We start from the raw sequence: 16439 nt of genomic DNA, 5'->3' as shown, positions 1-16439 counted from the left end.
TTGTGGCGCCGACGCCCTTTCCTCTTTCCCCCTTCACGGGAGTACTTCGATGACCAAGCATTTCCTCGCCCTGCCGCTGCTCGCGGCAGGCCTTGCGCTCGCCCAGCCGGAACCTGCGCTCGCGCAGGCCGCCTCCGCTGCCCAGGACGCCTTGTCCTACGAGGAGTTCACCCTGCCCAACGGGCTGCGCGTGGTCGTTCATGAGGACCACAGCGTCCCCAAGGTGGCGGTCGCCGTGTGGTATCACGTGGGGTCGATGAACGAGCCGGATGGCAAGTCCGGCTATGCCCACCTGTTCGAACATCTGATGTTCAACGGGTCGGAGAACCGCGACGATGAATACATGCCGCCACTGCAGGAAATCGGCGTATCGGCGGTCAATGGCGCGACGAGCTTCGACCAGACCTACTACTACGAAGTCGTGCCTACGGGAGGGCTGGAGCGCGTGCTCTGGCTGGAATCCGATCGCATGGGCAACCTGCTGGGCGCGGTCACCCAAGCCAAGCTCGATGAGCAACGCGGCGTGGTCCAGAACGAGAAGCGCACCTACGAGAACCGGCCCTATTCCTCGATGGACCGCTTGCGCAACGAAGCGCTGTTCCCTCCCGAGCACCCCTATCACCACACGGTGATCGGTTCGATGGAAGACCTCGATGCGGCCTCGCTCGACGACATGCATAGCTGGTTCAAGGAATACTACGGCGCATCCAATGCGGTCGTCAGCGTGGCAGGGGACATTTCCGTCGAGGACGCGCGCAAGCTCGTCACGAAGTACTTCGGCGCGGTGCCGCCGGGCCCGCCCGTGTCGCGGCTTACCCAGGATCTGCCGCTGCTCGACGCGACGAAGGTTCAGATCGTGGAGGAAGCGGTCCCGCAGACCGCGATTTCGTGGAGCTGGCCGGTGCCGGGGCAGGGCAGTGAGGTCAGCTCGTCTTTGCGCCTCGCATCCAATCTGATCGGCTCGGGCCGCCTCTCGCGCCTCAACCAGGCGCTGGTGGTCGAACGTGAACTCGCGACCGGAGTCTTCGCCAACTACGAAAGCATGCAGCTGGCCGGTGTGTTCGAGATCGGCGTGCGACTGAAGCCGGGCGTCGACCCGGCCGAGGTCGAAGCCGTCCTGCGCGAAGAGCTCGACCGCTTCATCGAGGAAGGGCCGAGCGAGAGCGAGTTGGAACGGACCAAGACGGGCTGGTACAGCAATAATGTCCGTGCGCAGGAATCGCTGTTCGTGAAGGCGATGATGCTGGCCGGCGGTCTCGTGTTCGAAGACGATCCCGGCAGCTACCTCAAGGATCGGGCGCAGATCGAGGCGACCACGGTGCAGAAAGTACGCGATGCCGCGCGCGAGTGGCTGTCGCGCCCCAGCTATCAGCTGACGGTTGTGCCCCGGCCGGACAGACAGGCGGGTGTCGATGGTGCGGACCGGACGCAATTGCCCCCTCTGCAAGGATACCCCGAACTTGCGCTGCCTGCGGTTCGCGAAGGCACGCTTTCGAACGGCATCAGAATATTCTTCGCGGAACGTCCGGGTACGGCGACGGTGGACCTGGCGATGAGCTTCGATGCGGGAAGCAGCGCCGATCTGGGCCGCAAGGACGGGATCGAAGGCTTCACCAACTCGCTTTTGGGGGAGGGCACGCAGAGCCTGACCGCGAACGAGCTCGCCGACAGGGAAGAAAGGCTCGGCGCGCGCATCTACAGCACCGGCGACGTCGATACGACCACCGTGGTCGCGTCGGCGCTGGTCCGCAATCTTCCGGAGACGGTCGACCTGTGGGCGGACATGATTCGCCATCCGGCCTTCCGCGAAGACGATGTCGCCCGCATCAAGTCGCAGGCTCTTTCGCAACTCGCCCAGTCGGAAACCAACGTCGACGCGCTTGCGTCCAACGCGTTCGGCAGCGTGATTTACGGCGGCGATCACGCCTATGCGACGCAACTGGGCAACCGGCGTGCGGTGATCGAGAGCTATGGCCGCGCCGATTTCGAGGAGTTTCGCCAAGCCTTCCTCAGGCCGGACAACGCCACGATCTACGCCGCCGGGGCGATCGACTACGAAACCCTGATCGATGAGCTGGAGGGGGCTTTCGGCGGCTGGGAAGCGCCCGCAGTCCCGCTCGGCACGAAGGCCATCGCACCGATCGAGCCGCAGAGCACGCCGCGCGTCATCCTGATCGACAAGCCCGGCGCCATCCAGTCGGCCCTGCGGGTCGGACGGATCGTGCCCGACGGGCGCGACCCTGCGAATTTCGATCTTCGGGTGCTTAACTCGGTCTTCGGCGGCGGCTTCACCGCACGTCTCAATTCCAACCTGCGGGAAGACAAGGGCTGGACCTACGGGGCGAGCAGCGGAATATCCTCTGCCGTAGGACCGCAGACCTTTCAGATCGCGACGAGTGTCCAGACCGACAAAACCGCCGATGCCCTGTCCGAAATTGCCAGGGAGCTGAGCGAGATCACAGCAACCCGCACCACGACGCCGGAAGAGCTGGAACTTGTCCGGCGGGGCGATGTGCTGACGCTCGCCGACCGCTACGAAACCAACAGCGCGATGCTCTGGTACCTGCGCTACGTCGACCGCTTCGGCCAGCCCATCGACTGGATCGAAGGCCTGCCCGAACGCTACGCCGCCCTGACGCCCGAGACGCTGGATGACGTCACCGGGTACCTGCAGCCGGACGCGATGACCTGGGTCGTCGTTGGCGATCTTTCGCAGATCGAGGACGACGTGCGCGCGCTGAACCTCGGCCCGGTTGAAGTGCGAGATGCGAGCGGAGCGGTGGTGCGCTGATCGCTTTTGTGGCCGAAATAAAAAGGGCCCGGGCGCGTCTGGCACGCCCGGGCCCCGGTTCGGCCGATCCTAGGGGTGGATGGATCAGGGCCGAGACCGTTCCTTGCAGCCTTTCGGCCTACATCGAGAAATTGATCGAGGCGCGCAGCGCGTATCCGATCCTGTCGTTCCGGTCCTCGGCGGAGATTTCGCCGGAGATCGTGTAGAACTCGTCGCCGCCCATGCCCCGCAGGCGGGCGAACCAGCCGCCTTCGCGCTCTTCGGGCAGCAGGGTGAAGCTGTCCCCCTCGCCGAAGCGTGCCGTGGTCGCCGCCATTTCGCCGGACAGAACTTCGCGCCAGCCGCCTTCGGCTTCGATCCGCAGCCAGTTGTTGTCGCCCCGGCCCATGCCGAGCAGGTCGACCCCGGCCGCAGTGGCCACGTTGACCGCCATTTCGTCGCTGGTGCGTTCTTCGACCGTCAGGTCGAGCGCCTCGCCGCCCGTTTCCGTATAGCCGTCTTCGCTCAGGCGGACATAGTCGAACACCACCGATGGACGCAGGAAGAGGTACTGCGATCCCGCTTCGACCGACGCACCGGCGACGAAGCTGGTCGTGTTGCCGGACCACTGGCCATCCATGGTGCGACTGATGACGTCATCGCCATCCCTGCCGCTGAAATAGCGCGCGCCGTCGAAGTCCGCGAAGCCATAGGCACCGCGTGCGAACGCCGCGACGGGCCCCCACTTGCCACGCCAGTAGACCGCGCCCTCGTAGGTGTTGGAGACGACGTTGTTGTCGGCCAGAGTATCGTGGCGGTTCCACAGCCACGTTGCGCTTGCGCCCACCGTGCCGAGGCCGGTCGAGAGTTCGGCACCGCCCGAGAAGCCGAGGCCGTCGAGATCATAGGCTGCGGTTTCGGCCTCGCCCTTGCTCGAATCCCATGCGGCGGCGTCGGCGATGATCCGCAGCTTGCCTTCGCGATCAATCGGACCGCTCGGGTTCGCCTGCTGGCGCGCAAAGGTACGAATGCCGAGGCTGATTCCTTCGAACGAACCGCCGGCGTGGTCGGGCAGGGTCTGCGCGACAGTCGCGCGGAACGCATCGCCGTTCGTGATGCCGAGGAAGACCCCGGCAATCTCCTCGTCCTCTGCAAGGGTGGCATAGAGCGGCTGGTAGGCAGCGCTCTGCGCCCGGCTGAGGCCGAGATCTTCGGTCGCCTTGAGGTCGATATCGACCTTGATGAGGCCAGCGGCCTGATCGATCGCCAGCGCCGCATCGTACATGAAGGGAACGAGCGCCGCGTCGGTTTCGAGATCGTCTGCACCGCTGAGGCTGCCCGCCTTCAAGACGGTGTAGCTGCCTTCCGCCTCGGCGAGGTCGGTCAGCCTGAGCCTGAGCTTGGCCCCATCCGCGAAGCTTGCCGCTCCGTTGACCGTCAGACCCGTCGTGTCCGGGCCCAGCGTCGCGACGAGGATGCCTTCCTCACCGACGGTGAGCGAGGAAACCGTCGCCGCGCTGCGCAGGTCGAGCGTGCCGCCGTTGATCGCGACCGCTACGTTCTGGCTATCGATGAAGCTTCCGATGAAGACCGATTTGTCGGCCATCGTGAAGCTTGCCGCACCGCCGCCGAAATCGGCCTTCCCCGAGAAGCTCGAGGTGCCCGAAAGCGACATCGTGTCGGCCTGCCCGCCAAGGTTGACGCGGCCGGCGAAGGCGGCGTCGCCCGACAGCAGAAAGGCGTCGTCGCCCGCGCCGAAGGTCACGGTTCCGGTAACCCCGCCGTCCTGGATTTCGAGGCGGTCGCTGCCGGTCCCGAACAGGATATCACCGGTGATGGTCGGAGCGGTAACGCCCGAGGCGACAACTGTCTGGCGCACGGTGGCCCCTGAGGTCACGCTCGAGACGTCGATCGCGATGTTGCGGCCGCTATCGGCTTCCGCGCCGCTTGCGATGATCTTGCCGCTGTTCTCGATCAGGGCGAGCGTGCCGCTTTCGTCGATGATGGCGGTTGCCGCGCCGGCCTTGTCCGCCGCAGTCGCGTCGATCTCGCCGCTGTTGCGCAGGTACGGCAGGTTTGCGCCCTGATCGATCTGCACGGCGGTGGCGCGGGTTGACGCAAGCTTGGAGCCCTTCGCCACGATCGAGCCCGAATTGCGCAGCTCGGGAGCCGATGCCCCATCGCCGAAGCGCAAGGCGGTGGCATTGCTGTTGGGCGATTGCGCCGCGATCGAACCGGTGACCGACATGCCGCCTGCAATCGTGACGTCACCGCCCCGGCCGCCGAGCACCATTCCATTGCCGTCGACCCCGGCATAGATACCGGAACCCAGGATCGTGCCATCGACGATCAGACCGAAGCCGGTGCCTGTCGCCGGGACCGCGCCGATGGAAATGTCGCGGGTCTCCGACCCGATAACCACCGCCGGCGCGGCACCATAGGTGGTGATCTTGGCGTTCCCTTCCTTGTCGTCGGGGATGCCGTCCTTGTCTTCGTCGTTATCGTCGGCGTTGGCGTTTTTCGGCGCGACCGCAAAGCGAATGCCGTCGGCGACGTTGCCTTCGATCACGATCGCGCTGCCGCCCTGCAACAGATCGTCGGCGTCCAGCTTGGACGTATCGGTTGCGGCCGCCGTGCCGCGATAGCCGGTCGACGAGATGGCACCCTGGACGACCAGCGTGCCGCCGACATCGCCGGAAAAGCGCGCGGCGGTGGAGTTCTCCCCGACGACCTGCACGGTCCCTGCGAGCCTGACGTCGCCGGTTACATCCTGGACGGAAACGCCGACTCCGTCGTCGCCGAGCACCCCGGTGGTACCGTCGTGGACCAGATTGCCGTCGAGCGTCCCGGCGACGATAATCCCCGCCGACTGGTTGCCTTCGACGACGATCTTGCCCGAGTGCGTGATGTTCCCGGTCAGGTCGCCGCGAACCCGAATGCCGGCACGGTCCTCACCCACGGCGAAGGGGCCGTCGAGATCCCCGTCCTTGTCGTCGTCGGTGGGCGTATAGGTCTCGTCGATCGTGATGTCGCCCGAGTTGACGATGTCGGCCACCCTGTCGCCAACCGTCTCGATCCCGCTCGCTCCATCTGCATTGGCGACCGCGATCTCACCTTCGTTGGTCACATCGTGATCCGAATCCATCGTGATCGCGGTTCCGCTGGTCGGCTTGACAGATCCGTCCTTCGTGACCTTCACCGAGCCGCCGGCACCATTGTTCAGCTGCGACGTGCGCACCGGTTGCGTGCGATCCGTCGAGATCACGGTCTGGGCGGCAAGCGGGGTTGCCAGGGCTGCGAGGGCGGTCCCGGCCAGCAGGTAGCGATACATTCAAATCCTCCGTCTAGGTCTTGGGAGAGACGGAGGCACAGGCGACTTGCCTTGGTACCGGAGGCAGAAATTTTTGCGGCTGTCTCGCCGGCTAGAACGAGAAGTCGATCCCGAGGCGGATCGTGCGCGGGCGCAGCGGGGTTTCCTGCGCGCGCGACACCGCAAATGGCGTGCCGAGCGCGAAGCGGTTGCCTTTGACATCGGCAAGATTGGTGACCGAGAGCGTCCCCCCGAACCACGGCTTGCCGACCCGGATGGTCAGGCCGCTATCGAGGTAATCGCCCTGCGGATCGCCGAGCTCGGGGCCGATGCCGAGCCGCGATTTGCCGACGTAGCTGGCCCACAGGCGCGCATCGAGGTGGAGCTCGTCGCGGATCGGGCGGGCATATTCCAGGCCGATGCGACCGGAGAACTCGGCGATGTTGGGCACGTGGCTAGTGCGCCTCTCCACCAGCATTGCAGGCTCGTCGATCTTGCTCTTGTTGATGCTTGCCCCGCCGGTCAGGCGCAGGTCGTTTGCCAGCAGCACACCGCCTGACGCGCTGACGGTCCACACGCGGCCGTCGCCGATATTCGCGGTGCTCGGCAGCCCGACGATATCGATGAAATCCGCCTGAATGTCGTTCCAGCGGGTGTAAGACAGATTGACCGACAGGTCGAAAGGTCCGGAGCCGGGGGTGCCATGCCGCGCGCCGACCTCCAGGGTTGCCGCGTCGTCCTGGCTGAACCGCCGGACGAACTCTCCCTCGATCGCAAGCCCGCCGGGGCGGAAGCCCTCCTGATAGCGGACATAGATGCTGGTCTCAGGCGCCAGCTGCGCCATCAGCGACGCGGATGGCAGGAATGCGGATTGGGTGCGGCTCACCGTGATCGCCGCGCCTGCCATCGACAGAGCGAAGGGCACATCCTCCGCGCTGCCGCCCAGCCGCACATGCGTGTAGCGCGCGCCAAGCGTCGCGATCAGGCTTTCGCGCACCCGGTAGGATGCTTCGCCGTAGGCCGTCGCCTCCGCCACGGTGTTAAGCACGCCGGGGGTGGTCGAATAGAGGACATCCTGTTCCAGCGAACGGGTCAGTTCGGACCGGTTGTCGACCAGGCTGATCCCGGCCACCCAGCCGAGGCGATCGTCGGCCGGTTGCCACAGGCGTGTCTCGTGCGCGATCATGCGGGTTTCGTTGTGCTGTATGAACACGCGCTCGCGCCGATCGGGCACCGTCGCGTCGTAGCGTTCTTCCAGCTTCTGGCTCGCGATCGCGGTGGACGAGCGCAGGCGGATCTTGCCGAGCCGTCCGTCGACCACGAACTGCCCTTGCATGTAGTCGGCGTCCGAGCCTTCCCGCACCTTCGCAGCACTGTCGTAGTCCCGCTGGTTGCGCGCGGCGTACTGACTGTCGTCGACATTGGTTGTCTGGGCGAGTCCGATTAGGTCGACCGTCCATCGCGGGGCGACCTCTGCGCGCAGGATCGCGCGGCCGGAGAGGATGCCGGTCCGGTTGACGTTCTCGCGATCCAGCATCGGCTTGTCGATGTAGCCGCCTTCGCTTGCGGCATCGAGCGCGACGCGCAGGCCAGCCGTGTCCTTCGCGATCGGCAGGTTTGCGACCAAGCCGATATCACCGCTGCCGGCCCCATGCTGGGTCAGCGCGCCGCCGACGGTCCCGTGGGCGAACGTCTGGTCGAGCTGGGGCGAATTGGGAACCAGGCGGATGATCCCGCCGAGAGAGCCTGCGCCGTAGAGCGTGCCCTGCGGCCCTTCGAGCACCTCGACCCGTTCGAGATCGGACAGACGCAGGTCGGGATCGGGCGCATTGTAGCTCAGCCTGATATCGCCGAGATACTGGCCCACGGTCGCCTGCGTCGGACCGGTGAAGCTGGAATCGGCTATGCCGCGGATGAACAGCTTGTTCCGCCCACTGCCGAGATAGGTGGAGGAGACCGTGGCGACGCGCTGGGTGATCTTCTCCGTACCGCCGACGCCGCCGAGTTCGAGGTCTTCGCCTTCGATAAGGGAGACCTGCGCGGGAACGTCTCGCAGAGCGAGGTCGCGCTTGGTCGCCACCACCACGATCTCGACGGGCGGCGGGGGCGGGGGAGGCGGTGCGGTGTGTACGGGGCGGTTCGCCGGACGGTCAGCGCGTGGCCTGGGCGCTGGGCGCCGAGCAACGCGCGAAGGGCGCGCTTCTATCCGCCAGGCGGAGCCGTTGATCCGGACGGCACGCGCATCGGCCGCCTCGGCGAGCCGCCGGACGGCCTGCGATGCGCTCATCCGTCCATTGATCCGAGGAACATGACGATCGGCCAGAGTCGTCCCCGATACCACCACGCTCGACCCGGTCTGCCGGGCGATCGAGATCGCGGAGTCTGCAACCGTCCCCTCAGGCACATCGACCACGTGCTCTTTCGCGCTCGCCGGATAGGCGGCGCTCGCCACGATGGCGGCAACAAGAAAGGGGGCAGCACGCATAGTCAGTTGGCGTCGATCATCCACTCCTCGCCCTCGCGGCGAACGTCCACGCCCAGCAGGGGGCCGAGCGAGGCCGGATCGCTGCGCAGCGGGTCGAGTGCGACGCTTCCGGAAATCGGATCGCTACCACCTCCCTCGGCAACGCGGTAGGCGACTCCGCTCGCCTGTGCCAGATCGCGGGCGACTTCGGCCAGGGGCACGTTCCGGAAGGTCAGCCGCCCATGACGCCATTCGCCGACCTGATCGACCGGGACGCTGGCCATGCGGTAGGATCGGCTGGCCTTGTCGAAGGTGAGAGCCTCGCCCGGCTCGATCCGCGCCGATCGCCCGTCTGGCTCGTAAATCACCGCCCCTTCGGCGACGCCGACGACCACATCCCTGGTGCGGATATTCACTTCGAAGACCGTGCCGGCATCGACCAGGCGGGCATTGCCCACGGCGAGGCGGAAGGGATCGCTTTCGTCGTGGCGGATTTCGAACAGGGCACGCCCGGTTTCGAGGCGGGCAAAGCGCGCCTCGTCCGGATCGAGCGCAAGCTCGGACGCGCCTGCCATCACGATGGTGCTGCCATCTTCGAGCGCGATGGTGCGCGTTTCGCCGGGAGCCGTGCGGTACACCTCCGGCCCCTGATCGACCTGCCAGACCCACAGCGCCGCGACCATCGCGAGGCAAGCAGCGATTGCGGGGACGAACCAGCGCCTTGCAGTTCGTCCCGCGCGGGTGTGCTCGTCGACATCGTTGGCGGGAGCGGATGCGAGCGCATTCGCCCCTTCTTGCGCTGCCAGCACCGCGCGGTCGTAGGCTTCGGCGTGGTCGGGCGATGCCTCCAGCCACACCGTAAACGCGTCCCACTGATCGAAGTCTGGCTCCGAGGTTCGCACCGCCCACATTGCGGCATCATCCATCATCTTCGGGTCAACCGCCATGTTCTGCTGCTCCTGCCCCTAAGACGGAGTCCTCGCGCCTATTCCTCATCCCATCGCTCCCTGAGCTCTGCGAGAGCGCGGTAGACCGCGCGCAAATCGCTTTCGACGGTGCTCACGCTCACCCCGAATTCGGCTGCGATTTCACGCTGGGCGACCCCGTCCATGCGGCTGCGCCGGAAGATGGCCGAAGCACGGGACGGCAATTGGGCCAGCGCGGCCTCGACCTTCTGCGCAAATTGCCGTCCAGCGACGACGCGATCGGCGGACGGACTTTCGGAGATATCCGCATTGCCAGAATTCTCCTCGGTCCACGCGGCATCGCGCAATCGGGCCTGACGGGCCGAGCGATAGCGATCGATCATGACAGTGTTGGCCGCGCGGTAGAGATAGGGGAGGGGGGTGCCGACGGGTCCGGTTGCGCTGCGGGAGATCTTCAGCCACACTTCCTGAAGCACATCTTCAGCCTCGTCTCCCGCGCCTCTGGCGACGAGGAAGCGCAGCAATGCGCTGCGGTTGGCGAGAAAAACCGCCTCCAATCCGCTGTCAGGATCGTCGGTGTGTGCCAAGTTGCAGGTTCACTCGCTTCCGGGGGCGCCCAACTGCCGATCATTCGCTTGCGCAGCGGTTGCAGAATCGACGGGCTGGCCGACAACCATGCTGCGTCTTGTGCGACGGACTATTGCTCGCCGCACGATCCCGCAAGGCCTCGTCGGCGAGCGCGGTGCGGGGCTCCTCCGCGCTGGCAGGGGCAGGGGGCTTTATTCTCCCGGCCTGTCGGCTATGCACGCAAATTGCGCCGGCACCTTCGCAGCCGCAACATTATGCATTGAAAGTTTCGCCGTGTATGGCCAAGGCTATCCTAGAAATGCGCTGAAAGCGGCGCTGACTTTAACAAACGCAAAACCGGGTTAGATCGATAGAACGCAATTCCACCAATAAATTCGTCGAGCGTGAACAGGCCTATCCGGCCAAGCGGTCGGCGGATTCGCGACGCGCCGACTTCCTCGAAATCGGCGCGCCTTTCGCCGATGACGCCGCACAGGCGCAGGCGGGCCGATGCTCGCAGTGCGGGGTGCCGTATTGTCAGTCGCATTGTCCGCTGCACAATCACATTCCCGACTGGCTGCGCCTGACCAGCGAAGGGCGCCTGCGCGAAGCGTACGACATTTCCGCCCGCACCTCGACCATGCCCGAGATTTGTGGCCGGATCTGTCCGCAGGACCGTTTGTGCGAAGGCAATTGCGTGATCGAATTCTCCGGCCACGGCGCGGTTACCATCGGTAGCATCGAGAAGTATCTCGGCGACAATGCGTGGGAAAACGGCTGGGTGCGCCCGATCGTGCCGGGCCAGCCGACCGGACAGTCGGTCGCGGTGATCGGCGCGGGCCCTGCGGGTCTGACGGCGGCAGAATACCTCCGGATCGCCGGGTACGAGGTCGACATCTACGACCGGCACGACCGGGCGGGCGGACTGCTGATCTACGGCATTCCCAACTTCAAGCTCGACAAGAGCGTGGTCGACCGGCGCGTCGCGCGGGTCGAGGAAGGCGGTATCCGTATCCATCGCGGGGTCGAGGTGGGCAAGAATGTGACGCTTTCGCAGCTGCGCGAGCGACATGATGCCGTTTTCGTCGCTACGGGCGTCTACCAGTCGCGCGAGCTGACCGTCGAGGGCGCGAACAAGGACGGCGTGGTCCGCGCAATCGACTTCCTCACCGCGTCGAACCGCAGCGGGCTCGGCGACGAAGTTCCCGCGCATGCGGATGGCAGCCTGTTGGCGAAAGACCGCGACGTCGTCGTCATCGGCGGGGGCGATACCGCAATGGACTGCGTGCGCACCGCCATCCGGCAGGGCGCGAAGAGCGTCAATTGCCTCTACCGGCGCGATCGTGACAACATGCCGGGCAGCCGCACCGAGGTGGCCCATGCCGAAGAGGAAGGCGTGGAATTCCTGTGGCTCTCCGGCCCTGCCTCGATCGAGGGGGGGCAGCGTGCGGAGCGCGTCCAGGCCAACCGCATGCAGCTTGGCGAACCCGACGCGGATGGCCGCCGCAGGCCGGTGGTCGACCCATCGAGCAGCTTTGCCCTCGATGCCGATTTGGTCGTGCTGGCGCTCGGCTTCGAGCCCGAGCCGCTGCCCGCCATCTTCGGTGAAGAGGATCTCAAGGTCAGCGACTGGGGCACGCTCGAATGCGACGATGCCATGATGACCTCGCTTCCCGGCGTGTTCGCCGGCGGTGACATTTCGCGTGGTGCCAGCCTGGTCGTCTGGGCGGTGCGCGACGGGCGCGACGTCGCCGAGAATATCGACAACTACCTCGTCGCCCAACGCAAGCAAAGCGCGGCAGCAGCATGACCCACCAGGAAGCAGAAGCCCTCCGCCTCGCGCGGGACGGGATGTATCACGTGGACAGCGAACACGATGCCTGCGGCGTCGGTCTGATCGGCGAAACCTCCGGCAAATCGACCCGGCGCGTGGTCGATGCGGCGATCGAGGCGCTGTCCTCCATCTGGCATCGCGGCGCGGTGGATGCCGACGGGAAGACCGGCGATGGCGCCGGCCTGCTGTTCGACCTGCCGGTGGATTTCTTCACCAGCGCGATCAACGCCAGTGGCCACGCCGTGCGCGACGGACGGCTTGCGGTGGGGGTGATCTTCCTCCCAGGGGCCGATCTCGGCGCGCAGGATGCCTGCCGCACGATCGTCGAGGCGGAGCTGATCCGCGCCGGTTTCTTCGTCTATGGCTGGCGCCAGGTGCCGATCGATATCTCGGTCATCGGGCGCAAGGCGCGCGCGACCCGACCGGAGATCGAGCAGGTGATGATCGCCGGGCCCGAGCCGCACGCGCAGTCGCTGGATGAGTTCGAGAAGCAGCTCTACATCGTGCGCCGGCGGATCGAGCGGCGGATCGTGGAAGCGCAGCTGCGCGATTTCTACATCGCGTCGCTCTCCGCCCGGTCGATTGTCTACAAGGGCCTGTTCCTCGCGGAAAGCCTTCCGACCTTCTATCCCGACGTGCGCGATCCGCTGATGACCAGCCGGATGGCGATCCTGCACCAGCGCTATTCGACCAACACCTTCCCGCAATGGTGGCTGGCCCAGCCGTTCCGCACGCTCGCGCATAATGGCGAGATCAACACCATCCGCGGCAACAAGAACTGGATGCGCACGCACGAGATCAAGATGGCGAGCCTCGCGTTCGCGAACGTGGCGGACGACATCAAGCCGGTGATCCCGGTCGGCGCGTCGGATACCGCCAGTCTCGACGCGGCGATCGAACTGCTGGTCCGCTCGGGTAAGGCCATGCCCACGGCCAAGTCGATGCTGATCCCGGAGGCATGGCAGGCTGCGCCCGACATGCCGGACGAAACCCGCGCGATGTACCAGTACATGGCGTCCGTGATGGAGCCGTGGGATGGTCCCGCCGCGCTCGCGATGACCGACGGCCGCTGGGCGGTCGCCGGGCTCGATCGCAACGCGCTGCGCCCGCTGGCCTTCTCGCGCACCGAGGACGGCCTGCTGGTGGTCGGCTCGGAAAGCGGCATGGTTTCGCTGGACGAACACGTGGTGGTCGAGAAGGGCCGCCTTGGCCCCGGCCAGATGATCGCGATCGATCTCGAACACGGGCAGCTGCTGCGCGACGAGGAACTGAAGGCGCGGATCGCGCGTGAGGCGCCCTATGGGGCGCTGGTCGCAGGTTTCCGTGGGATCGACGACCTGCCGCATCCCGACGAGGACGCTGTGCCGGCTTACGGCGAGGAGGAAATGCTGCGCCGGCTGGGGGCGGCCGGAATGACGAACGAGGATATGGAGCTGATCCTCGACGCGATGGCACTCGACGGGAAAGAAGCCATCGGATCGATGGGCGACGATACGCCGCTCGCCGTCATCAGCAACAAGCCGCGCAATGTCAGCCAGTTCTTCCGCCAGAACTTCGCGCAGGTCACCAACCCGCCGATCGACAGTTTGCGCGAACGGCATGTGATGAGCCTGCGCACGCGCTTCGCCAACCTCGCCAATATCCTCGAAGAGGATGACCAGAACGACAATGTGCTGGTACTGGAAAGTCCGGTGCTGACGTCTCGCGAATGGGCGCGGCTGCGGGCGGGCTTCGGCACGCATGTCGGCGATGTGGACTGCACCTTCCGCGCACGGGGCGAGCCTGCCGATCTGCGGCTCGCCATAGAACGCGTCCGCGCAAAGGCAGAGTCCTTGGTGCGCAGCGGGAAGTCCGAGATTTTCCTGTCCGACGAAGGCATGGATGAAGACCGGATCGGTATCCCGATGATCCTTGCCGCGGCGGCTGTGCACACGCACCTCACCCGCAAGGGGCTGCGCAGCTTCACCTCGATCAACGTCCGCTCGGCCGAGTGCCTCGACACACATACGCTGGCCGTGCTGATCGGCGTCGGGGCAACCACGGTGAACCCATACCTGGCCGAAGCGGCGCTGATTTCGCGCCACGAACGCGGCCTGTACGGGGATATCAGTCGCGAACAGGCTTTGGCGAATTTCCGCACCTCGCTCGAGGATGGTCTCCTCAAGATCATGGCCAAGATGGGGATCTCGGTGATCTCCAGCTATCGCGGCGGATACAATTTCGAGGCGGTCGGCCTCAGCCGCGCGATCACGGCGGACCTGATGCCGGGAATGCCCAACAAGATCTCGGGCGAAGGCTACGAATCGCTGCATCTGAGTGCGGAGGGCCGCCACGCGCGCGCTTTCGGCAAGCGCGATGCGCAGCTGCCGATCGGCGGGTTTTATCGCGAGCGCTCGGGCGAAGAACAGCACGCGTGGGGCGCGGAAGGCATGCACGCGCTGCAGACCGCCTGCGCCACCGGCAACGAAAAGCAGTGGCGGCGTTTCGTCGATGTGGTGGAAAACCAACCGCCGATCTATCTGCGTGATTTGCTGGGCTTCGACGAGGGTGCCAAACCGCTGGCGCTGGAGCAGGTAGAGCCGGGCGAGAATATCCGCACGCGCTTCCTGACCCCCGGCATGAGCCTCGGCGCGCTGTCGCCAGAAGCGCACGAAACGCTCGCCATCGCGATGAACCGGATCGGGGCGAAGGCAGTTTCGGGCGAGGGCGGCGAATCCGCCGAACGCTTCACCCCGCGCGAGAATGGCGATCTGGCCAATAGTGGGGTCAAGCAGGTAGCCAGCGGGCGCTTCGGCGTGACCGCGCACTACCTGAACAACTGCGAAGAAATCGAAATCAAGGTCGCGCAGGGTGCCAAGCCCGGCGAGGGCGGGCAGCTGCCCGGCTTCAAGGTGGACGAGGTGATCGCCAAGCTGCGGCACTCGACCCCGGGCGTCACGCTGATCTCGCCGCCGCCGCACCACGATATCTACTCGATCGAAGACCTCGCGCAGCTGATCTACGACCTCAAGCAGATCAATCCGCGTGCCCGGGTGTGCGTGAAGCTGGTCAGCGCGGCGGGCATCGGCACGATTGCCGCGGGCGTGGCGAAGGCGCATGCCGACGCGATCCTGATCTCCGGCCACACCGGTGGCACCGGTGCAAGCCCGCAGACGAGCATCAAGTTTGCCGGAACCCCTTGGGAAATGGGCCTCGCAGAGGTCAACCAGGTGCTGGCGCTCAATGGGTTGCGGCACAAGGTGAAGCTGCGGGTCGATGGTGGCCTCAAGACCGGTCGCGAAATCGTGATCGGCGCAATCCTGGGCGCGGAAGAGTTCGGCATCGGCACGATGAGCCTCGTCGCGATGGGCTGCATCATGGTACGCCAGTGCCATTCGAACACCTGCCCGGTCGGGGTCTGCACGCAGGATCCGCGCCTGCGTGCGATGTTCGGGGGGAGCCCGGAAAAGGTGATCCAGCTGATGGATTTCCTGGCGGAGGATGTCCGCCGCATCCTTGCCCAGCTGGGGGTCGCCTCGCTCGACGAGGTTATCGGGCGCACCGAACTGCTGCGCCAGATCAGCCGCGGGGCCGAGCATCTCGACGATCTCGACCTCAACCCGATCCTGCAGAAGGTGCAGACGGACGAACCGCGGGTCTTCAGCATTCCCGAGCATCGCAATCCGGTGCCCGACAGCCTGGACGCGGAGGTGCTGGAGCAGGCGCGCGGCGCGCTGGAACGTGGCGAGCAGACCACGGTGAGTTCGCAGGTGCGCAATGTTCATCGTGCGGTCGGCACGCGGCTCTCGTCCGAAGTCGTCACACGGTACGGGCCGGAAGGCCTGCCCGATGGCACTCTCGACCTGCGACTCACCGGCAGTGCAGGCCAGTCCTTTGGCGCGTTCCTTGCCAAGGGAGTTACCCTGAGGGTGGCGGGCGATGCCAATGACTATGTCGGCAAGGGCCTGTCGGGCGGGATGATCGTGCTTCATCCGCCGGAAGGGGTACCGCGCAAGAGCAGCGACAATGGCATCATCGGCAATACCGCGCTTTATGGTGCCACTTCGGGTGCATTGTTCGCCGCAGGCAAGGCGGGCGAGCGCTTCGCGGTCCGCAATTCGGGGGCCGTAACCGTCGTCGAAGGCTGCGGTGCGAATGGCTGCGAATACATGACCGGCGGCACGGCGGTTATCCTGGGGCGGATCGGCAGCAATTTCGGTGCCGGGATGACCGGGGGGATGGCCTTCGTGTACGATCCGGAGAACCGCTTCAAACGCTTTGCCAATCCGGGTTCGATCCTGTGGCAGCGTGTCGCGACCGACCATTGGGAGATGCATTTGCGCTCGCTGGTCGAACGCCACGCGGATCTGACCGGCAGCGCGTTTTCGACGGCGCTGCTCGATCGGTGGGAGGAGACGCTCGGACGGTTCTGGCAGGTGTGCCCCAAGGACATGCTGGGCAAGCTGGAGCATCCGCTGGAACTCGAGAGCGAACCGGCCGAGGCTGCGGAGTAATTTCCGCCAGCACAGGCGTACCGATCTTGGGCAGGTTCGATATTGATCTGGACTCGCAGCCTCGCGTGGCCAAAT

General features: G+C 65.8%; 7 protein-coding genes. 3 read left to right on the top strand and 4 right to left on the bottom strand.

Translation table 11 applies throughout. The annotated features are described in order from the left end of the window. Positions 1–49 precede the first annotated feature (49 nt). Positions 50–2791, top strand: coding sequence for a M16 family metallopeptidase (locus ACYQ0L_RS04890; protein WP_459787807.1), 2742 nt, complete (start codon positions 50–52; stop codon positions 2789–2791). A 118-nt stretch (positions 2792–2909) separates the two neighbouring features. On the opposite strand, the gene ACYQ0L_RS04885 is transcribed toward ACYQ0L_RS04890, so the two are convergent. The 4 genes from ACYQ0L_RS04885 to ACYQ0L_RS04870 all read right to left on the bottom strand — a co-directional run bounded on the left by ACYQ0L_RS04885 (position 2910) and on the right by ACYQ0L_RS04870 (position 10057). After that, positions 2910–6101, bottom strand: coding sequence for an autotransporter outer membrane beta-barrel domain-containing protein (locus ACYQ0L_RS04885; RefSeq protein ID WP_459787806.1), 3192 nt, complete (start codon positions 6099–6101; stop codon positions 2910–2912). Between the two features lie 91 nt (positions 6102–6192). Continuing rightward, positions 6193–8565 carry a TonB-dependent receptor gene (locus ACYQ0L_RS04880; protein WP_459787805.1) on the bottom strand — a complete coding sequence of 791 codons (2373 nt, stop codon included), beginning with the start codon at positions 8563–8565 and terminating at the stop codon, positions 6193–6195. Positions 8566–8567: 2 nt separating this feature from the next. Continuing rightward, the gene (locus tag ACYQ0L_RS04875) at positions 8568–9491 is read right to left on the bottom strand and encodes a FecR family protein (RefSeq protein ID WP_459787804.1); all 924 of its coding nucleotides are present in this window, start codon (positions 9489–9491) and stop codon (positions 8568–8570) included. Between the two features lie 38 nt (positions 9492–9529). Then, positions 9530–10057, bottom strand: coding sequence for an RNA polymerase sigma factor (locus ACYQ0L_RS04870; protein WP_459787803.1), 528 nt, complete (start codon positions 10055–10057; stop codon positions 9530–9532). 350 nt (positions 10058–10407) lie between these two features. On the opposite strand from ACYQ0L_RS04870, the gene ACYQ0L_RS04865 reads away from it, so the two are divergent. After that, complete coding sequence (locus tag ACYQ0L_RS04865) at positions 10408–11847, top strand: NAD(P)-dependent oxidoreductase (protein ID WP_459788041.1); 1440 nt, start codon at positions 10408–10410, stop codon at positions 11845–11847. Beyond that, positions 11844–16364, top strand: coding sequence for a glutamate synthase large subunit (gene gltB, locus ACYQ0L_RS04860; protein ID WP_459787802.1), 4521 nt, complete (start codon positions 11844–11846; stop codon positions 16362–16364). Before ACYQ0L_RS04865 ends, gltB begins: the two co-directional genes overlap by 4 nt. Positions 16365–16439: the final 75 nt, after the last annotated feature.

Source organism: Alteriqipengyuania triglochinis (genome assembly GCF_054655655.1).
This window is presented reverse-complemented; position numbering and strand designations above follow the sequence as displayed.